The sequence below is a fragment of the Paenibacillus sp. NPDC057967 genome (genome assembly GCF_042887015.1).
In the GTDB taxonomy this organism is placed as follows: domain Bacteria; phylum Bacillota; class Bacilli; order Paenibacillales; family Paenibacillaceae; genus Pristimantibacillus.
In genome coordinates, this window is sequence record NZ_JBHVQB010000002.1 from 279,883 (window position 1) to 299,865 (window position 19,983).

General features: G+C 42.0%; 17 protein-coding genes. 10 read left to right on the forward strand and 7 right to left on the reverse strand.

Annotated features, from left to right (window positions below):
* Positions 1-127 precede the first annotated feature (127 nt).
* The 3 genes from ACFVSO_RS05770 (at position 128) to ACFVSO_RS05780 (ending at position 2,246) form a co-directional block, all read left to right on the forward strand.
* Entirely contained in the window at positions 128-400 is a 273-nt protein-coding gene (locus tag ACFVSO_RS05770) for a type II toxin-antitoxin system Phd/YefM family antitoxin (protein WP_387471025.1), read from the forward strand.
* A 355-nt stretch (positions 401-755) separates the two neighbouring features.
* On the forward strand, positions 756-932 hold the full coding sequence (locus tag ACFVSO_RS05775; protein WP_387471027.1) for a hypothetical protein: 177 nt from the start codon (positions 756-758) through the stop codon (positions 930-932).
* Positions 933-1,025: 93 nt separating this feature from the next.
* On the forward strand, positions 1,026-2,246 hold the full coding sequence (locus ACFVSO_RS05780) for a protein kinase family protein (protein WP_387471029.1): 1,221 nt from the start codon (positions 1,026-1,028) through the stop codon (positions 2,244-2,246).
* A gap of 1,043 nt (positions 2,247-3,289) precedes the next feature.
* Here the strand turns inward: ACFVSO_RS05780 and ACFVSO_RS05785 are convergent.
* From ACFVSO_RS05785 to ACFVSO_RS05795, 3 genes are read right to left on the reverse strand one after another with little or no spacing between them, the layout of a single operon-like run.
* Complete coding sequence (locus tag ACFVSO_RS05785) at positions 3,290-4,246, reverse strand: hypothetical protein (protein ID WP_387471031.1); 957 nt, start codon at positions 4,244-4,246, stop codon at positions 3,290-3,292.
* A 10-nt stretch (positions 4,247-4,256) separates the two neighbouring features.
* Positions 4,257-5,354: an AAA family ATPase gene (locus ACFVSO_RS05790; protein WP_387471033.1), complete on the reverse strand. Its 1,098-nt coding sequence runs from the start codon at positions 5,352-5,354 to the stop codon at positions 4,257-4,259.
* Positions 5,347-6,624 carry a DUF262 domain-containing protein gene (locus ACFVSO_RS05795; protein ID WP_387471035.1) on the reverse strand — a complete coding sequence of 426 codons (1,278 nt, stop codon included), beginning with the start codon at positions 6,622-6,624 and terminating at the stop codon, positions 5,347-5,349. Before ACFVSO_RS05795 ends, ACFVSO_RS05790 begins: the two co-directional genes overlap by 8 nt.
* 57 nt (positions 6,625-6,681) lie before the next feature.
* Between ACFVSO_RS05795 and ACFVSO_RS05800 the strand changes: the two genes are divergently transcribed.
* A complete protein-coding gene (locus ACFVSO_RS05800; protein WP_387471037.1) occupies positions 6,682-6,879 on the forward strand; it encodes a hypothetical protein in 198 nt (65 codons plus the stop codon).
* Between the two features lie 494 nt (positions 6,880-7,373).
* On the opposite strand, the gene ACFVSO_RS05805 is transcribed toward ACFVSO_RS05800, so the two are convergent.
* Entirely contained in the window at positions 7,374-7,547 is a 174-nt protein-coding gene (locus ACFVSO_RS05805; RefSeq protein ID WP_387471659.1) for a DUF6809 family protein, read from the reverse strand.
* Positions 7,548-8,012: 465 nt separating this feature from the next.
* Between ACFVSO_RS05805 and ACFVSO_RS05810 the strand changes: the two genes are divergently transcribed.
* Entirely contained in the window at positions 8,013-8,195 is a 183-nt protein-coding gene (locus ACFVSO_RS05810) for a hypothetical protein (RefSeq protein WP_387471039.1), read from the forward strand.
* 8 nt (positions 8,196-8,203) lie between these two features.
* Positions 8,204-11,578: a hypothetical protein gene (locus tag ACFVSO_RS05815; protein ID WP_387471041.1), complete on the forward strand. Its 3,375-nt coding sequence runs from the start codon at positions 8,204-8,206 to the stop codon at positions 11,576-11,578.
* A 504-nt stretch (positions 11,579-12,082) separates the two neighbouring features.
* Here ACFVSO_RS05815 and ACFVSO_RS05820 read toward each other — a convergent pair.
* From ACFVSO_RS05820 to ACFVSO_RS05830, 3 genes are all read right to left on the reverse strand, one after another.
* On the reverse strand, positions 12,083-12,352 hold the full coding sequence (locus tag ACFVSO_RS05820) for a DUF6809 family protein (protein ID WP_387471043.1): 270 nt from the start codon (positions 12,350-12,352) through the stop codon (positions 12,083-12,085).
* Between the two features lie 333 nt (positions 12,353-12,685).
* Positions 12,686-13,657, reverse strand: coding sequence for an ROK family protein (locus ACFVSO_RS05825; RefSeq protein WP_387471045.1), 972 nt, complete (start codon positions 13,655-13,657; stop codon positions 12,686-12,688).
* A gap of 23 nt (positions 13,658-13,680) precedes the next feature.
* Positions 13,681-14,367, reverse strand: coding sequence for an N-acetylmannosamine-6-phosphate 2-epimerase (locus tag ACFVSO_RS05830; RefSeq protein ID WP_387471047.1), 687 nt, complete (start codon positions 14,365-14,367; stop codon positions 13,681-13,683).
* 228 nt (positions 14,368-14,595) lie between these two features.
* Here ACFVSO_RS05830 and ACFVSO_RS05835 point away from each other — a divergent pair, with 228 nt between their 5' ends.
* The 4 genes from ACFVSO_RS05835 to ACFVSO_RS05850 all read left to right on the forward strand — a co-directional run bounded on the left by ACFVSO_RS05835 (position 14,596) and on the right by ACFVSO_RS05850 (position 19,974).
* Entirely contained in the window at positions 14,596-16,269 is a 1,674-nt protein-coding gene (locus ACFVSO_RS05835) for an extracellular solute-binding protein (RefSeq protein WP_387471049.1), read from the forward strand.
* 107 nt (positions 16,270-16,376) lie between these two features.
* Positions 16,377-17,282, forward strand: a complete 906-nt coding sequence (locus ACFVSO_RS05840; protein ID WP_387471051.1) for an ABC transporter permease — start codon at positions 16,377-16,379, stop codon at positions 17,280-17,282.
* 33 nt (positions 17,283-17,315) lie between these two features.
* Positions 17,316-18,200, forward strand: a complete 885-nt coding sequence (locus ACFVSO_RS05845; RefSeq protein ID WP_387471053.1) for a carbohydrate ABC transporter permease — start codon at positions 17,316-17,318, stop codon at positions 18,198-18,200.
* Positions 18,201-18,240: 40 nt separating this feature from the next.
* Positions 18,241-19,974, forward strand: a complete 1,734-nt coding sequence (locus tag ACFVSO_RS05850) for a sensor histidine kinase (protein ID WP_387471055.1) — start codon at positions 18,241-18,243, stop codon at positions 19,972-19,974.
* The last annotated feature ends 9 nt before the right edge of the window (positions 19,975-19,983 follow it).

A 19,983-nucleotide genomic window follows, 5' to 3' on the forward strand; every position in this document is an offset into this window, starting at 1 on the left:
CTTGCTGTCTCATATAGCACGCTGAACCGTAACATCAATAGTGGTAATGCGAAGAGTAGCAGCAACTGTCAGTTTGATGACATCATGTAATCTGAATAATGCCATATGAGGAAGGGGTTGTTTAATCATGCATATCAAGCCCTCAACAACAATTAGACAAGATTACAAAGGGTTTTCAGAATATTGTCACGAGATTGATGAGCCAGTGGTTTTGACACGTAACGGAGAAGCCGATTTAGTTGTCATGAGTCATGAGGCATACCGGCGAATGGAAGCACGAATTAAACTACAGTCTAAGCTCTTAGTAGCGGAGAAGCAGATTGCAGAAGGTTCAGAATTACTTGACCATGATCAGGTAATGGAAAGAATGCGGAGGAAGATCGATGCCACTAAAGAGTGAGATTAAACATACAACCGTAGTAGTTGATGACATGGACAAAGATTTTCTCGTATATTTCATAGATATCATTGATGCGGCGGGAAATATGCTGAGTTAATTAAACGTTACTTTTTCAGGCTCGACAGATTTTCTTAATAAAGGTTCAGTATTATCTGACCATGAATTTCCTCTTATTCAACGAGGTTATGGATTTATTGTAGTGAATCCGTATTTCAGACCCTGTTGATATTCCAGGCTTCCTTTAAGGGAATTTCTGTAGTAATGATATAAGAAAAACAAGTATGCTTGATGGAGAAGTGTTTTGCTATGATATAGTTAATTTAAATGTAGATACTAGTGATGGAAGGGTGAAACCATGAATAAATTTAAAGATTTAGAGAAGTTTATTAAGCTCACCGGAGATCGCGCCAAGCTGGATGCAAAAGCAAATGACACTTACATCGTATATAAAACCCTAGAAGGTCTAATCGTAAAGGAATACAGCAACGGGAATATTGTTCCTGTAGCCAATTCGGATGGCTCTCATGCATAGACAAACGCCAATCATGTATATATTTGCTGGTAATAATGGAAGTGGTAAAATATATAGCGCAAGTAAGTGAAAATCATATGTGGGGTCGATAGTATGGCTATTCTAATGCATGAGATTGATGAGTATTTACGTGTACAAGCCCGTAAGCTCAACGATCAATTCTCAAATATGAAAGATGCAACTGCATTCTTCGACGATTATTATGAAGGCATTGAGAGTGAGAGCCTTAAGCAAATATTCCCCTTACTTCATGCCATATTTAATAATTTATTTGCTTTCATGAATCAAAAGCTTTCATATGGGTACGGGGGGCATTTCAATGCGGACCCAAGTAGGGAATTGATTGATGTAATTGAAGTTTTACAAAAGCTTCAAGCAAATTTGAAGAAATCATCAGCAGCCTTTGAATTTGATTCATATTATATGGAGTTGATATCTAGGTGCAGTTCTTTTTTGAGTAAGAGCGGCGGCAGCACTATTCCTGCGGATTTCTTAAAAATTGAGCTAATTGAACATCGAGCAATTTTTTTTATGATGAACGTCGTAGAGATCAAGCGTTCACCAAGTAAAGAAACTTTTCAAACTAAGCTAATCGGTGGTGGTTCATACGCCCAAGTATTTAAATATAAAGATCCACATTATAATCGTTGGTTTGCCTTGAAACGTGCAAAGGTTGAGTTAACAGCAAAGGAGTTGCAGCGGTTTAAAAATGAATTTGAGATCACGCGGAATCTGAACTCGCCCTATATCATAGAAGCCTACAACTATAATGATGAAAAGAATGAATATACCCTCGAATTTGCCAATGGGGGAACCTTAGCAGATTACATTCGTATTAACAATACTAAATTGGAAATGCAGGATAGACTTAAGCTTATTGGTCAGCTTTTTAATGCTTTCATCTATATTCATGAGAAGAAAATATTGCACCGGGATATAAGTTATCATAATATTTTAATTCATCACTTTGATGAACCATGGACTGTACTAAAAATATCAGATTTTGGTCTCGTTAAAGCTCCAGAAAGTTCCTTGACGAGTAAAGATTCGAGTGTGAAGGGCTCACTCAATGATCCCGATTTAACAAAGGTGGGATTTGCAAACTACGAAGTGCGTCATGAAATTTACGCTCTGGCCCAGATTGTAAACTTTATACTATGTGGGAAGAAACACGGTAATGGAATCTATAGTAACAGTCAAGGAGTTAAACATTTTCTTTTGAGAGGCTTGGCAGCAGATATTGATGCACGCTTTAATTCTGTTGTGGAAATGGCTGATGCATTCGGACGTGTTCGGCTTGAATTATTTAAATAGAAGTATAGAAGAGAATGAGTCTGTGCCAGTTATCTGTAGCTGGTCGTAGTATAAAAAAATAGGAGATTATGCTGGATAATAAGGGATTTTCTAGACAAAAAAGTTCCTTCTGCCTTATTGTGAGTGGAAGGGCAACGCTTAAAAAATACTTTGTGGTCCTCGTAGAAGATGAACTTGACGTTGCCGACGTATTTGTTACCGTCCAGCGTTAACGCTACATGAGGGCCACTTAAAGAATTCGCGATTTTATATAATCTTAATCTTTAGGAATTACATAAGCAAATAGTTTTATTGAATCTCGTTGCATATGAAGGGTTAATCCCAGATTCCGTTACACGCTGAAATTATTACGGAGAATCACATTTGCATATATAACACCAAAGAAATTGATTTTCCCGATCACGATGAGGTGCTTTGTTATACATCTCACTCAGTATTCTACCTAATTCGTTTACGTTTAATGCCCCAATCTTCAAAATAGACTCTCTAGATATTATTTCTAGTTGCAAAGACAATTTTTGTGAGAATAAATCTTTCATACTTTTGGTTGAAATTTAAGGTGTAGGCCATGCTTCCACAGAATTGAGAACGGACCCGCTTTCGAGCAGGATATCGATTCCCAGCATATCACTTTTAAGGAGAATATTTGAAAGCAAGGGTTAGATAAAGTTGATTCAACAATATGCTCTCCAAACTATCAGAGTTATAATGATGGTTATTTACTCGTGCCAAACTTATTGACCCCGCTTTAATTTTGTCAGACTATGTGGGATTCCTCAGTCAAGGATAGTTATTTTGTTCATCGTCAATTTTGTTTTTTATGATCTAATTGCATTGAGCAGTTCAGCTTTGATTTCGTGCATGGTCCTCGTTCCCATTCTTTCTATTACGATGTAGATATTAAGTTCGGTCATGTATTAAAGAAATCTCGTACTCAGGAGTTGGACTTTTTCAGCTCTTTTAGCATTTTTTCGCCGATAGCCCCGTTAAGCTGAATAATACCACAAATGATTTCGCCTAATATATTATAGATGATACGTTAATTAGAATCTTTTGGTTTTCAAATGCTTTCCAATATATCCGATACAGCATATTTTATTAGCTTTATTCGGAAGGAAATGTATTCTGCCACAGTAATTCCCCGTAAAGCTGATGTGATCGAAGAAATATCGGGTTTCCCCGTTTGGCATGCGAAACATTCTTTGTTTCTTTAATTCAGGATCCTGCTGGACGGATTCAGATTCTGTACGGGCTTTCATTCCAAGTTTATGTGGATCATACTCTGTGTCATCGTCCCTGAAGTATGCGTTCATGCGTTGAAGCTTTAGCAACACCTGCTTTAAGTGAAATCCTTGGGAGTCCTCTATCAACTGATCCTTGACACTGTCGCAAAACTCGAGATGGGGAAACAGGAGCGCTTTATTGTCCCATAGATCTAATCCCGAGGAAATGTGTTGAAAGGTGTGATCAACGACTTCATCTTGCAGAAGCGCTACCTGGGCGGAACTGAAGATGTTATCTAACTGCGCCTCAGTGGAAAGCGTCTCTTCTGTTTCTGAATCGAGAGTAATATGAATGCCGCTGATCTTGTGCTCACTCCATAGTGAATGGGTCACCAAACTGATGGTTTTACCGTTTAGTTCGTATGCAACAAGGCATCCAGTTCCGCTTAAATATGTTTCTCCGGCATGTACTTTAAACTCACTTAAAGCATAGTTTTCTTTGTGAATACGTGTACACTTGTTTCCGAGCACAATACGCATAAAATCTTTATCCTTCTTCTTGACGTATATATCCTTGAGCCACTCTTGAATACCATAGTCGGACGTTATGCGGAAAGAGTAGAAATCGTCTGCCGCTATAATGCTCTTGATTCCCAAATGGGATATCAGACCATGCAGCATCTCGACGAATTGATCAATGATATTCCTGGCTTCTTGGTCAGATTGTACTTTGTATTTAATTGGAGATAGAGATAATTCATTTAATACAATGTTCATACAGGTCCTCCTAGAACAATTCCTCGATTGCCTTGTCCCATTCGTCAAAAAAGCCATCTGGCCAATCGGAGAGACTGCCATCATCAAGAATAGCAGGTGATGATTTGGCGTGAATAACCTTATCTACCAGAACATGGCGATAGAAATAGTTCAGCCTGATAAGGCTACGGTCAATTTCTTTCTTTTTCACCGCGAGTCGAAAGCCATTCAACAAATGATCGCTATGCGTCTCAACAATAATCTGCACACCTCCGGCGCAGGCTTTGGCAATAAGCTGACCCATTTTTCGTTGTCCTCGGGGATGCAGATGAGCTTCCGGGTTCTCCAGAATGATCAAGTCTCCTGGTTTGGCTTTCAATATGGACACAATGACCGGGATGACATAACTGATGCCGAAGCCGACGTTCAGCGGGCTAAAAGAGTATGATGCACCGCCAATTGAATACGATACACCCACAACCCCGGCTTGCTTGTATTCTTCTATGCCCAATTTAATATCCGGACTTATCTCGGATAGCCATGCTTCTGCTTGCAAGGAGAGTAAGCTATTGTCAGCACCCGGATGCAATACCGTACTATTCGCCACTTTTTCGAAGAGACCGCCTTCGGCAAGATAGTCGGCGAACAATTCCCCCTTGTAGCCAACTTGCTTCTTGTCAACAACTTGATGATACGATTTTTTGTAAAACCGTTGCGGCGCGACGCGATCGGCTGAGATATAGCTGAAGTTCGGCTGAAAAAGATTTAATTTCTCCAACTCGCCAAGATTGTTCGATTCGCTTTTGAGCTTGATAAAGTCGGACTCCGGTGTGTAGGCATAATTCCAATGAAAAGTTTGATGTTCGCCGATAACGTTTATTCTTATTTCATCGGTGTCGCTGTCACGATAGAGCAAATCGCTACCTATGCCGATGTTAACCATTTCTCCGTTCAAGTGCAGTCCATTCGAAATTGACCCGAGGTTGTAGGACTGTCTCAGTAAGAGAAGTGCCTGGACGAGAGTCGATTTGCCCATGCTATTGATGCCGGACAGCACATTGAGGTTCGCCAACTCCAAATTTAGAGATTCAAAGCATTTGAAATTGTTAAGGTGAACATTTTTAATCATGGGCGCGCTCCTTCTCAAGCACATTGGTTATCAGCTGCTGCACTGCCTTAATTCTGTAAGCTACGGATCTTCGTTCGCTCGCTTTCAGAGCATTGACGAAAGTGACTTGTTCACATAAAAAGATAAAATTTTTCCAGACAGTAGATTTATGCTTCAATATGATTTCCAAATCGGATGAAATCATCTCGAACATGACATGTGACCAGGCCTCGAACAGCGCCTTGTTAATTGGGCGTCTTCTTTGGTCAGAGGACATCTTGCGAAATGTATGTCTATCAAAAAGCCTGTGGCATGCCGACATGACGCGATTGAAATCGCTCTTAATCCGTTCTCTGTCGCTGACAGAAGATTCGTTGATATAGATCATGGCCGCATTTAGGTAATCATCCACGACTCCGTTATATGTACTTAGCGGCAAGCAGGTGAAGGCGACATACCTCAGGCAAAATTCTCTATCGAGCATTCTGTCTACTTTGATGCTGTGGTCTGTTGCATTTAAAAAAGCTGGAAGCTTCGCCAGTTCGCCAATAAACTTTGTCGCATGTCCCTGATAAAGTGCATTTCTAATCTCTTGCGGTTCGAGCGTTAGACCGCCGGTATTGATTCTTTTGAATATATTGAATTTGACATTAGGAGGCGTAGTCGGACTTACAAGATATGTGTTGATGTTTGTTTCTTCAATCCGCCTTTGCAGAGAACGAGGCAATTGCTCGAATGTTAGACCGTTAAGTTCCTTCAAAAACTCCATGCCCACTAATGGGAAACTCTTCACGACCACGAATTCCTTGATGGTTGTGACGCGTTGGAGTCCGTCGATGATCAAATACTTCTCTTCATCGCTTGCGTCAAAATAGAAGGCCGGTAAAGGTATCTTTAACAGCAACGATTCGATCAACTGGCTTTTCTGAACATTGTTCCACAGTCCCGCTTTACGCTGAAAGTCGGTAGTAAATTCAATAGCGCCATCCTTTATTCTCCTGATCAGCGCATCGACCGTCATTTTATCCATTTTGATATCAATCTTGTTTGGGTCGAATGGTCTGATATTGTTATCGGGTTCGAAATTTTCCATGCTTTCCGTGCTGTCCGGCTCGACGTCGGAAAAGATAACTTCAATATCAAGCTCGTTGAAATATTCCAGAATACTTGGTATTTCATCCGGTTTTGGCTTGATTGTAATAACAATAAAAGAGAAGTTGATCCGATTCCCTTGTTCTTGGGCTATTTTCTTTAGTTGTTCGAGATCTAGTTCGTATTTATTGGGCAACATATCGTGTATATCCTCCTCATATGGTAAAGAATAGTACTAAGGGAAGGAGTGTCGGCAATGCAACAACCAGCTTACAAAATTGAAATCGGAGTGACTCCAAGCGAAGGCGATAACAGGCTACAGCCCTATTATTGGGTCTTGTATGCTTTTCACGACACTTGGTACAACGAAGCGGCCGGTTGGGCTGGAACGCCGGAGTCGGCCTGGGAAGAAGCCTATCATTTTTATGTCCGATACAAGAAATCCCATCATTGACATTGTAACTCACTACTCAAATATCAACCAGCACTTTGTTGCACGAATGCATAGACTGATTACAATCGTTCATCCTAAGGCGGCATATGGCGGTGAAGCATAACGGGTAGTACGTAATATGATTGGACGCGGCTATCGCACGTACAAGTCCTTTTCCCAATTACTCGAATCACAATACGCTTAGTTCCCACACTTACATGAATTTAGGGTACCCAATAATGGTACCCTAAATTTTTTGCCTTTGAGATGATATAATGAGCCGTATCACTTACAGTGGATTGAATTCAAGCCAGCATTCTAGGGGTTGGGATTTTGGTTTGTGTTTTGCGCTATCTACAGCTTAGGTGTTGGTATTTACTTTTTATCTTTCTGGAAATTAATCGAACGAAAAGTGAACTAAAGCGGTGTTACCAAGCCAGATGTTTTATTTGCAGATAAAATAAATAAGCCTTACTCCTCTTCGAACCGAGATAATGAGTTATTTAATTCCGGCTTTAACCCTTTTGATCCTCTACGTTAAGTACCTTGACCATAATTCTCCCAGCGATCTTAAATCTTTGCATAAAGGATTCCCGCGCTTGCAGTATCTCCAGTTCCATCCGTAAGTCCAGTAATCGTTTAAGCTCCGCGAATTCATCTTCCGAGAGGTTCTTTTTCCACTCGACCATGGCGTTCAATATACCTTAATCTTAATTAATGACTTATAGAATCATTCTTTTATATAAGAATGTCATTGAAGAGTTTGAAGGAGACGCAAATATTGAATAATCAACAACAAAAGGTATATTTGTACACCCCGTAAGAAATTGGATTACATTGGGACTCTTTATTATTTTGAATATTGTATTATTTTTTGTTGGTCCATGGTTTAGAGGTATATCAATATGGTTATACATTTTCTTATGCATTTTATACAATAACATATAGTGTCAAGAATCCAGGAAAAAACGATAAAGGTATCAGAGAAGATGTGGGAAAAGAAGAAGTCTTACAGAATAGTTCAAAATGTAGCAGTAGATGCAAACAAAATGATAAAATATAATAAGGTATATGGTTGGTTTTTCATAGGATAATGTGTTGGATTTTAATTAAAAGTTAAGAAACTTCCAGGATGTTTAAAGGAGAATTCTAAGGTGAGTAATGAATCGTTGATTGGCATATTGGTAACGGTAATTTGTGCAGTTGCTGGTTTTTTTATTGCATCAAAGAAAAACGTTTTTAATATTAAACCGAAAACAAAATCCGGAAAAATTGATATGAGTAAAAGTCAGTATACCATTGAAAAGCGTACGCATGAGAATAAGGAGATAAAGTGAGGTGAACTATGGGATTTATTAAAGACTTCCTGCATAACTTCATAAATAAAAAAGAAGTGACACAGTATAATGTCAAACCTAAGACTAAAAGTGGTAATATTGACATGTCAGATTCTGTATATACTAAACAATATAATCAAATTAACTTTAATAGTTATGGTGAAGCAAACGCAGATACTAAGTATGAATCCATTATTAGAAATGAAATTAAGATAAGTCTTAAAGAAAAAATTTACCCGATTGAAGAATTAATATCTGATGGGAAAAATCAGTTGGCAATTGAAAAATATGAAGAGTTAATAGAATCAATAGATTTTAAATTTTATTCAAAAGATGAGAGGTTTTTAATATACAACGGTTTATTGAATTGCTACATTAACAATGATGCTGAAGAAAAAACGATTAAATTCTGGGTACATAGAATTGAAGCGTTAGGTGAGGACATTCAAGAAATTCATCGTTATTATTACTTGCTGTCTGTCTGGCATTATAATAAAAGGGAATTAGGGAAGGCTATTTTACTTAATGAGAAGTCTATTAAAGCAAATCCTGATTATGTCAATGCCATAGCAGTAGGCATTTTATTAAAAACCACAAATAAAGTTATTTCTTACGAAGAAGCTAAACAGCTGTTAGTTGAGTTACTTCATAAAGAAGGGCTTAGAATCAAAGATAAAGCAACAATACATGCAAATTTAGGTGATGTAGCGTTTAATTATAAGGATTTTAGTTATGCGAAAGAAAATTATATTGAGTCAAATAATTTCAGTAAAAGCCTCACAAAAGAAATTGGTATTGCAGTTTGTGAGTATTTTGAATCAATAAAGGTAATGAAAGATGACGGAACGACAACCCTTGATAATATTGACTTCATTCAATTGGAGAAGGCAAAAGAAAAATTTGAGACAATATATCTGAGTAGGAATAGCGATACTTTACCTTCAATAGCTAGAATGGTAGTTCCATTTCTTTTTAACATTCTTTCAATTACTAATAAACATGATGTAATTCTTGAGATTAGAAGCCGATGTGAGGAGTATATTGACTTATCGAAACCAAATATTTTAACACATGTCATTGAAGCTGAAGTTATTAATGGTATCTACAATGAGGATACTTTTAGACATCTTGATGACTATGAGAGAGTAAAGTATCAAGCGATCTATTATGCATATAATAAAGACTATACTACTGGAATTGAATTACTGGTTTCAGTACTCGAAGATGACTATCAAGATGATAAAGTGCTTCAACTTGCTTTATTAAATGCATTGAAAGAAGATAATCAATGGGACAGGTATCTTCATTACTATAAGAAATTTAACAGAGATAATAATGATGAGATTCTCTGGATGAACTATATACAGTTTCTCCATAAGCGAGATGAAAAGGATAAGGTAATTGGAGAAATTCAGAAGTTAAAGCAGGTTGTTGTGAATTCTTTTGTTTTATATGACATGCTTGCAATACTTCTGGACTACAATCTGAATGAAGAGCTGAACGAATTCTTTGAAAAAGTAGATAGAGGGCACTACAGTATTATTGGATTCCAATTACCTTATGTTGTTTTTAACAAATTAATGCATTGGCTTAATATGGAACAATATGATAAATTCTTTTATGATTATGAGAATAGCAACTTAGAAATAATATCTCCAATTAATAAAGCTGTCTTGGAGGTTAATTATTATACCTTTAAAGGGGAATTTGATAAAACAGCAAAAGCTTACTATGAATTGTTTAAGATTAGTGAAAATTATAATGATTTGATAAGGGCAGTAGAGATAAAGTTAAATAGCAATTCCTTATATGATGCTGAATGGTATCTTGAACAAGTTCAACCTATGATGCTAGATAAGCCTGAACTATACTACATTTATTATTCAATTATTTTAAATGAGAAAGACAACCTAGTAGAGGCCTTTAAAAAGCTTGAAGAAATTAAGGATTATGCCCAGAATGATTTAGAGTCACCATATCATCAATTTTATTCCGCATTTTGTATGAATAACGGTAAAACGAATGAAGCCTTTAAATACATGGCTGAATATTATGCAAAGAACCCTAATCCAAAATGGTTTAAAGTCATCCAACATTCTGATAATGAAAGTGGAGCAGAATTAATAAAGAAATTTAAATCTGTTGCTGGTGATAGGGATTTAACTCAAATTAACAGGTTCTTTAACCAGGGAGTAATTGGAGTTGCGGCATATAATACTTTAGTAGGAACTAACGTAGAAGAAATGCTCATGTATAATCATTATCCATTTACTAATGTTCAAATTTCCAATGGAAATGTATATAAAGCATTTGAAGAAGCTGATAAAATTGATGATAAAATATTGGTTGATGCCAACACCTTAGCAATACTATCTGAATCTGGAGCGTTGGCTTTACTTGATTCATTTAAGGAAGTACTGATACCTTTTAACGCAGTAACAATAGTAAAGCAAAGACAATCAGGAATCATGAGAAGTGCTTCAAGAAGTATTCTTGAATACATAAATAAATCATTAAATGTAAGAGAAGTTCCAGTTGATGTGCGAATAAAAATCAAATCAGATTCGAATAAACTGTTACCTGATGATACCCTGGACTGTATTGCATTATCCGAACAATTGAAAGTACCTTTTTTAAATACGGAAGTGCTCGTAAAAAGAGAGTTCCACTCTAATTACTCAATTGATATCAATACGTTCTTCCATTATCTCAAGCAAAATAAACCGTCGACAAGAGAGTTGGTAGCAATATCAATTTCAAACCTTCGAAATTATAAGGTTGAATTTATAAGTTTTGATGCAGATGATATCTTTTTGTGTTACAAAAAAAATGGTGTCGATGGTATTAGACCATATTTAAGAATGGGCAAAAATGCTGACTACAAAACCTTTCCACCGGCCTATATTGGGATGTTAAAAAGAGTTAAAGACGAATTGACAGTTGAAGATTTTGAAAAGGCTTCTGTTCATTTTATTAAATTTATGGATAAGTATGTTGGCAAGACGAGATACTATATGTCATCTATAGTAAGAGACTACCCGGAAGTAAGTAATGACTTTGAGGAACTTATTAAAAAATGTTCTGTTAAAAAAATTCTGGATATGAGCAGAACTTACAGAATTAATAACGCTACATTAAATGCTTACTCAGAAATTTTAGAATCATATGAATTTATGAAAATATTGGATATTGCAGTTTCATTTTTGGGTTTTGTTATTCAATACTTAGCATTATTTGGAGATAATGAAGAGGAGATAAATAAACACATTAAATTCATTAAAGGAAATCTTGAGGTAAATGGTAATGAAGACATTGATTATATTGTTGGATTTATCACAAGGTTTCTTAATGAACAAAGAGACAACCAATTACAAGGAGTATAGTAAAGAACCTATTGTTAAGTATATTTAAAAATATACGGAAAGAAATAGTGTTAAAGCAAGGGGGCTCAAAGATTTTTTTTGTAGCTCCACTTGGGTGAAAGACACTCCAAAAAGAAGCTTCCGTCCCACCTTAACTGTGGATTTAGAAGCTTCTTTGTTGGTTTTTTTGGGATTGTCTCCCCAATCTTGTAAACATTTTTTGACCAGCCTCTTGCTCGAATTCATTAAACAACAAACCGCACCACCTATAAACGTTATACCGAGATGCAATACGGTGAACCGTATCATCGGTGCTTTGAATGGGTGTGATTCGTCATGCTCTGGTTTGTGGTTTGTCTATCTACAGACTTGGGTGCTGCACTTACTATTTATTTTCTGGAAATTAATCGAATGGAAAGTGAATTATAGCGGGTGTGACCAAGCCAGACGCTTTTATTTGCAGATAGTATAAATATATCTTTAAGACAGAGGTATATGAGTCATTCAATTCCGTATTTAAACTTTTTAATCCTTTTCATTAAGTACCTCAACCATCATTTGCCCGGCAATCTTAAAACCTTGCATAAAGGATTCCCGCGCTTGAAGTATCTCCAGCTCTCTTCGCAAGTCCAGTAATCGTTCAAGCTCTGCGAATTCATCTTCCGAAAGTTTCTTTTTCCATTCGAGCATGGCGTCCGATATTTTTTGAATGAATACGCGATATTCGGGATTTCTTGGGACGATCGATGCTGCCGGGTCGATGTTCCCTTCGTATAAATTCTCTATAATGTTCAAATTAAACTTCCTTTCTTTACAAGCTTATCTTCGCGTAAATTGGTATTCTTTTGTACAATCAAATCAACCCAATTCATTCTACTATATTCGATTCTCGCATATTGGATTTTATGCAGTATTCGTATACTATTTTGTTGACAGAAAGCCCAAAGCCATACGGACGCAAAAAAGAATAGAATCAGCTTGAGTTAGCGCCTAACAGCAAAAAAAAGACATCCTGTTCTCCGTAAAATGGAGCAGGATGTCTTTTTTTGCGGCGTGCGTCAAGCACATAAAAATACAGCCTCATAGGGCATCGCCATATAAGGCCATCGCTTCGTCATTTGGCATTCCCTATTCATACTCCCAAGCTTGCAGCGCAGCGCCGATCATACCGCTCCAATTGCCAAGACGGGCGGTTTCGATCTGGACGCCTTCCGCGAATGAAGGCATAGTGTACCTGCTGACCTCCTGGCGCAGCCGCTCCAGAAGCGGTGCGCCGGATTCAGCAACTCCGCCGCCGATAATGATCAATTCGGGATTAAAGATATGGATGAGTGAAGTGATAGCTGAACCAAGCGCGGCTATCGTCTCGTCCATAACGCTGGCTGCCAGCGAATCGCCCGCTTGCCAGAGCGCAAATACGTCACGAGCGTTCACCCCTTCATTAGGCGTGCCGCTTGCCGCAAGGCGTTCACGCATTCGCCAGGCGATGCTCGTCCCGGACGCATATTGCTCCAGACAGCCTCTTGATCCGCAGATGCACGGGATGCCCTGGAAATCGACAGACATATGACCCAGCTCCCCGGCTCCGCCCCATGCGCCATGAAGCAGACGGCCTTCGGCAACAACGGCTCCGCCGACTCCCGTTCCAAGCGCGAGGCAAATGAATTGACGCTTGCCAAGCCCAGCGCCGAGCCTCATCTCTGACAGCGCGATAACATTCACATCATTGTCGACCCACACCGTCATACCATACTGTTTCTCTAGAATAGACCTAAGCTGCGCTCTACTGTATCCGGGAATGAGCTCTGAAGCATGCCGGATGCTGCCTTCCTGCCAGTCGACTTGGCCTGCGCTCCCGATGCCGATCCCCCGATACCGAATATCCGGCCATGTCTTACTTGCTTCCTCGATCAAACGTTGGATGAACCCCTGAACGCGGCGAACCGTGTTTTCTTGCCCGGCCAACGTCTCCCAGCTCTCCGAAAGCAATATCTCTCCTTTATGCGTCATGATACCCGCATTTATTTTGGTTCCTCCAATGTCTATGCCGATTGCATACTTGGATGCAGGATCGAACAAATCTGTCTTTTCAGTTGTCATGGCTTCTTCTCCGATCGGAGCCATTATTTCGCCAATCCTCTCAGCGCCTCAACGTAACGGCCTGTAATAAGCTGCGGCCGGGTAATGGAGCTGCCTACAACCACATAGGTAGCGCCTGCTTGCATCGCCCTCGCAGCATCTTCGGGCGACCATATGCGGCCTTCCGCTACAACAGGAACCTCAAGCGCTGCGCTAAGCCGCCTTACCAATAGAAGATCGGGCTCTTCCTGCTGCGGACTATAGAGCGTGTATCCCGACAACGTCGTTCCGACGAAGTCAGCTCCGAGCTGCTGTGCTGCAACCCCTTCTTCAAATGTAGATACATCGGCCATGACGGCAACGCCGTGCTGATGCGCATAGTTGATGAGAGGCTTCACAGCCTCCAGCCGTCCTTCTCGGTCGGTCACATCCAGCGCAATGACGTCAGCGCCTGCGGCTATAATCGTAATGACCTCATCCAGCGTCGGTGTAATGAAGATGTCCGAGCCTGGGAGGTCCCGTTTGATTAGTCCAATAACCGGCACTTTGACCTTTTGCTTAATGGCCTTAATATCGTCGGCTCCGTTCGTTCGGATGCCGATTGCACCGGACTGGACTGCTGCATCCGCCATCTTCGCCATGGTATCTCCGCCGAAGAGCGGCTCATCCGGCAGCGCCTGGCAAGATACGATTAATCCTTTTTTAGAAAAAATACGGCTTATACTCTTCATGATATCCCTCCGATAGAATGGAATAGGGTGCTGTTCTTTTTCAACATCTTAACCAATTTTTTGGGAGAGTCAATACGAATTTTATCTAATTATTGGTAATTATAAAGCTTTGTCAAGAGGTGTATATGAAAGTAAAGAGTAGTATATGGATGGCGCGCCTTCTCCTTTCTATACTAGAGCTATGAAAGCCGAAGCGAGATTCACATTGAGATCATCTGGAGGGGTAGCATGAAGAAGAAAAAGAAAGTGCTTATGATCGTCGCCATGATTCTTTGTCTGGCCATTACCGCATGCAGCAAAGGCACGAGCAACAACGGGACTGACGCGAATCCAAGTCCAAGCGCAAGTGCAAGCGCACCCGCAGAGCAAGGCGGGCAAAATGAAGTGATTGAAGTTTCCACCGTTTCGCCAAGCGATCAATACCTGAAGTTTGACGAAGGCGAAAGCTTCGAGAAAAACGCAGTTTATGATGCGTACGAAAAAGATATCGGCGTCAAGATTACAAACAAGTGGGTAGCGGATGTCAGCCAGTTTAAGGAAAAGGTGAAGATCACAATCGCTTCCAACGATCTGCCGGATTTCCTGCTCGTCAACGCGACGCAGCTCAAAGAATTGACGGAAGCGGACATGATTATGGATTTGACGGAAGTGTATGACCAGCATGCTACGGAAGAGACGAAAAAGTTTCTGATGATGGACGGCGGCATGCAGATGAAGACAGCCACGTTCGACGGCAAGCTGATGGGTATTCCAAGCTCTTACAATCCATTCCAATTCCAGACCCTGTTCGTGCGTACGGATTGGCTGAAGGAACTGAATTTGCCGGAGCCAAAAACGATGGCGGACATGGTGGCGATCGCAGAGGCGTTCAAGGCCAAAGATCCGGGCGGCACAGGCACTCCTTACGGGCTTGCCGTCAGCAAAAACCCGTTCAGCATGGAAACAGGCGTTACAGGGCTTCGGGCTTTCCTGAACGGCTATCATGCTTATGAGAACATTTGGATCGAAGACGGCAACGGCGGTTTGGTCAACAGCGACATTCAGCCTCAGGTGAAGGATGCGCTTGCCGCTTTGCAAGACATGTTCAAAAAAGGGCTGATCGATCCTGAGTTTGCGGTTAAGGACACCGAGAAAGCGGCCGAATTGGTTTATGACAACAGCATCGGCATGGTATTCGGCGCATCCTGGACGCCTGCACAATTGGTGAAAGGCGCTGTGAAGGATGGCAAAGTTGTGCAAGAGTGGGGCGCGTTCCCGATTCCTACGGTAGACGGCAATCCGGCACTTGGGCAAATCGGGCTTGGCGTAGACGAATATTACGTCATCTCCAAAAAAGCGAAGCATCCGGAAGGCGTCATTAGACTGCTGAACCAATGGATCGCGGTCGACAACCATCCGACAGATGAGCAAAAGGTGTATGAGTTCGGCAAAGACCGTGTGGAAAAAGGCAATAACTACTGGCTGCTTAGCCCTCTGCGTGTAGGCAAGCAAATGGACAACAACGGCGAAATTTTGCCAAAAGCGATTGAGAACAAAGATACAAGCATCTTGGAAACGAAGGATCACAAAACGCGGTATGAGCGCGCGATGAAGTATGTGGACGGCGGCGACACAAGCATGTGGTGGGAATATTTGATCTCCGGTCCAAAAGGCGTGTATTCGCTCGTGCCTGACATCCAGAAAAACAAGCAGTATCTGCAAAATAAATTTTATGGCGCACCAACACCAGCCATGGTGGACAGACAAGAAATTTTGATTAAGAAGCGGGATGAAGTTTACTTCAAAATCATCATGAACCAAGTGTCCGTGGATGAATTCGATAAATTCGTTGCGGAGTGGAAGAAGCTTGGCGGAGATGAAATGACCAAAGAAGTGAACGAGTGGTACGCAACTCATAAATAAACACGAATCGCAAAGCGGATAAATCGGGGGATTGGGTGACAGTGGCACAATCCCTCTTTTGTTAGGCTTTAACGGATCGGATTCAGTTAAACAACGAGGTGAAAGGCATGAGTGGACTATCACGGCTATGGAAGAGGGAATGGCCTCTTCATCTGATGCTGCTTCCGGCTATTGGCCTGGTGCTCATCTTCAGCTATGTGCCGATGGCGGGCATTATTATGGCTTTCCAGAAGTACGTGCCGAACAAAGGATTGTTCGGATCACCCTTTATCGGGCTCAAAAACTTTCAATTGCTAATGGAATATCCCGATATCGGCCGCATTTTCTTCAACACCATTTATATCGCCGTTATGAAGATTGTGGCGGGCCTGTTTGTACCGATTACCGTGGCGATTCTTCTGAATGAGCTGCGGAGGGAATGGATCAAACGAACGTTCCAGACGCTTGTGTACTTGCCGCATTTCATGTCGTGGGTACTGCTGAGCGGCATATTGGTGGATGTGTTGTCGCCGTCGTCGGGGGTACTGAACCAGCTGCTGGGCGTATTCGGCATCAAGCCGATCTTCTTTCTGGGGGACAACGCGTGGTTCCCCTATGCCATGGTGGTATCCGATGTGTGGAAGGAGTTCGGATTCGGCACGATTGTCTATCTGGCTGCGCTGACGGGCATTAATCCTTCCCTGTATGAAGCGGCAGAGATTGACGGCGCGGGGCGGTGGAAGCAGACATTCCATGTGACCTTGCCCGGTATGATGCCGATCATTGTGCTCATGCTTACGCTTAATATCGGCAATGTACTGAATGCCGGCTTTGAGCAAATCTTTAACCTGTACAGCCCTCCTGTCTATGAAAGCGCGGATATTATCGATACCTTTGTGTACCGCATGGGCGTTCAGCAGGCGCAGTTCGGCTTCGCTACCGCCGTAGGACTACTAAAGTCCATTGTGTCATTTATTTTCATTTCGGTATCCTACATTATGGCTTACCGTCTAGCGAATTATCGTATCTTCTAACGATTCATCCGCCATGCAGAAGGGAGACTTACCGTGGTTACTAACAGATCACCCGGCAGAAAAATTTTTGTAGCATGCAACTATACATTCCTGTTGCTCATATCCGTCTTATGTCTAATGCCGATCATTCACATCTTGGCGCTTTCATTCAGCTCAGGGAGCGCGGCGGCAGCCGGTCAGGTATCCCTGTGGCCGGTTGAATTCACAACCGCTGCTTATGAGAACGTATTCGGAAAACCGGAATATTTGCGCGCGTTCTGGGTGTCAGTCCAGCGCGTCGTCCTCGGGACATCCATTAGCATGGTGCTTATGATTATAACGGCCTATCCGTTATCGAAGGATAACCGTCAGCTTCGGCTCAGAACGCTGTACGCCTGGGTATTCGTCTTTACCATATTGTTCAGCGGCGGCCTTATTCCGTCCTACTTGACAGTCAAGTCGCTAGGCCTGATCGATACGATGTGGGCGCTTGTGCTGCCGACCGCGATTCCTGTGTTCAACGTAATCCTGCTGCTTAACTTCTACCGCAGCTTGCCTAAGGAGCTTGAGGAATCCGCACGGATTGACGGCGCGAGCCATTTTACAACCCTTTGGAAAATCTATGTGCCGCTATCGTTGCCGGCTTTGGCTACGACGGGACTTTTTACGATGGTGGGCCATTGGAATAGCTGGTTTGACGGCATGCTGTATATGAATCATACTGAAAATTATCCGCTCCAAACGTTCCTCCAGACCGTGATCATCAAGATGGATTTCCGGTTCATCAAGGCGGAGAACGTGGAGCTTCTGCTTAAGCTGTCGGACCGTACGAGCCGGGCGGCCCAAATTTTTGTGGCGGCTTTCCCGATATTAATCGTATATCCTTTCCTGCAGCGATTTTTTATCAAGGGCATCGTTATGGGGAGTGTCAAAGAATAGGATAGATGCGCTCTAACTTGGCCGACGGGGGAACAACCTTATGAAAAGCGTATTCTTCTTGCATGATTCCTCTATATTCAAAAAGATTATGGCTGCCTTTCTGGCGGCCTTATTGCCGCTTCTGGCCATTACGTGGATGATTATTGAAAAAGGCTCCGATACGATCCGCAGCGAGATTTCGTTATCGGTGTTGAATACAACCCAGTTCTATATGGATTCGCTCGATAAGGAAGCGGACCGGATCAGCCGTTATTTGCCTAATTACGTCATGGATCAGGATTTAATGGAGATTGCGACAACGGGCAATGAGATGAGCTCGTATGACCGCTCCCGCAACATATTGGATGTCCAGAGACGTCTGGAATTGATGAAGAACTCCAGTCCGTTTATTCGGGAAGCCAAAGCTTATATTCCGCTCATCGGACGCACGGTGCTCAGCAACAGCTACGAAACGTTCCTGGACGATGAGGAATACAGGGCGATGCAGCATAACGCGAAGCTGTATGAGGAGCCCTTTATCTATTGGAGAGACCGCTTGTTCATTACGATGCAATATCCGATTAATACGTCCAGAGAACCGTTGTATCTGGTAGGAGTCGAGCTGTCCACCGCCAAGATCAAAGAAACGCTTGCGCAAATCGGCAGAAAGCGGGGCGGTCATACTGCGCTGTTCAACCTGGAGAGAGAATGGAGCATTGATAGCGGCGCGGATGCCGACTGGTTGAAGGAAATGAAAGTTTTTGCAGAGGGAAAAAAGGAAGCGCTATCAAGCAGCGGGTATGAAACGATCCATTATAAGGATAAGAGGTTTCTTGCCGTGTATCAGTATTCCGAGCTTTGGAACGCGTACTCCATTACCTGCATCCCGGAGGAGACGGCTCTCGGCACGCTTCAAATGTACCGTACGTTATTTTGGTGGGCCTGTGCGCTTGCGGCTGTCATCGTGTTATTTTTTACGTATTTTCTATTACGGATTATTTACCGGCCGCTAATGAAGCTGGTTCATTCCTTCCGCCGCGTCCAGCAGAACAGGCTGGACCCAATCGTCATCGACCGCGGGGCCGACGAGTTCGGCTATTTGTATGAAGCGTTTAACGATACGGTGCGGTATTTAAAGACGTTAATCGAAGAAAATTACGAGGGGCAAATCCGCAATCAGCGTTCGGAGCTGAAGCGGCTGCAATCGCAGATTAATCCTCATTTCCTATACAATTGCTTTTTCGTGCTATGCCGCTTGATCAAGTCAGAGGGCCAGAAGGAGAAAGCCTATCAATTCTGTCTGTATATCGGACAATACTTCCAGTTCATTACCCGCAACGATGAGGATGATATCCCGCTGGCGCTTGAGCTGGAGCATTCCCGCACCTATGTGAAGATGCAATCGATTTGCTACGGCGAGAGGATCGATGTGTTGTTTGAAGGCGATGCGCCGGATTTTGCGGTCCCGAGGCTAATCTTGCAGCCTATTATCGAGAATGCATACAAGCATGCGCTGGGCAATATGCTGGAGCCCGGTGAGCTGTGGGTTCACAGCGAGCTGAAGGGAGACGACTTCACCATCTATGTGGAGGATAACGGGCGGAGCATAACGGATGAAGGGATTGAGCTTCTGCGCAAGAAGCTGCTGCACGCGACGAACCGGATTGAGGAGACGACCGGGATCTTGAATGTTCATCGCCGGGTCCAGCTGCGTTATGGAGCGGAATACGGTCTCACAGTGTCGCGGTCCGAGCTGGGAGGACTGCAGGTCATAATCAAACTAAGCGCGAGCTAGAGGAGGAAT

Bases quoted from the DNA above. Each gene is read 5' to 3' on its own strand.
- ACFVSO_RS05770 (WP_387471025.1), top strand. From the start codon at position 128: ATGCATATCAAGCCCTCAACAACAATTAGACAAGATTACAAAGGGTTT.
- ACFVSO_RS05775 (WP_387471027.1), top strand. From the start codon at position 756: ATGAATAAATTTAAAGATTTAGAGAAGTTTATTAAGCTCACCGGAGAT.
- ACFVSO_RS05780 (WP_387471029.1), top strand. From the start codon at position 1,026: ATGGCTATTCTAATGCATGAGATTGATGAGTATTTACGTGTACAAGCC.
- ACFVSO_RS05785 (WP_387471031.1), bottom strand. From the start codon at position 4,246: ATGAACATTGTATTAAATGAATTATCTCTATCTCCAATTAAATACAAA.
- ACFVSO_RS05790 (WP_387471033.1), bottom strand. From the start codon at position 5,354: ATGATTAAAAATGTTCACCTTAACAATTTCAAATGCTTTGAATCTCTA.
- ACFVSO_RS05795 (WP_387471035.1), bottom strand. From the start codon at position 6,624: ATGTTGCCCAATAAATACGAACTAGATCTCGAACAACTAAAGAAAATA.
- ACFVSO_RS05800 (WP_387471037.1), top strand. From the start codon at position 6,682: ATGCAACAACCAGCTTACAAAATTGAAATCGGAGTGACTCCAAGCGAA.
- ACFVSO_RS05805 (WP_387471659.1), bottom strand. From the start codon at position 7,547: ATGGTCGAGTGGAAAAAGAACCTCTCGGAAGATGAATTCGCGGAGCTT.
- ACFVSO_RS05815 (WP_387471041.1), top strand. From the start codon at position 8,204: ATGGGATTTATTAAAGACTTCCTGCATAACTTCATAAATAAAAAAGAA.
- ACFVSO_RS05825 (WP_387471045.1), bottom strand. From the start codon at position 13,657: ATGACAACTGAAAAGACAGATTTGTTCGATCCTGCATCCAAGTATGCA.
- ACFVSO_RS05830 (WP_387471047.1), bottom strand. From the start codon at position 14,367: ATGAAGAGTATAAGCCGTATTTTTTCTAAAAAAGGATTAATCGTATCT.
- ACFVSO_RS05835 (WP_387471049.1), top strand. From the start codon at position 14,596: ATGAAGAAGAAAAAGAAAGTGCTTATGATCGTCGCCATGATTCTTTGT.
- ACFVSO_RS05840 (WP_387471051.1), top strand. From the start codon at position 16,377: ATGAGTGGACTATCACGGCTATGGAAGAGGGAATGGCCTCTTCATCTG.
- ACFVSO_RS05850 (WP_387471055.1), top strand. From the start codon at position 18,241: ATGAAAAGCGTATTCTTCTTGCATGATTCCTCTATATTCAAAAAGATT.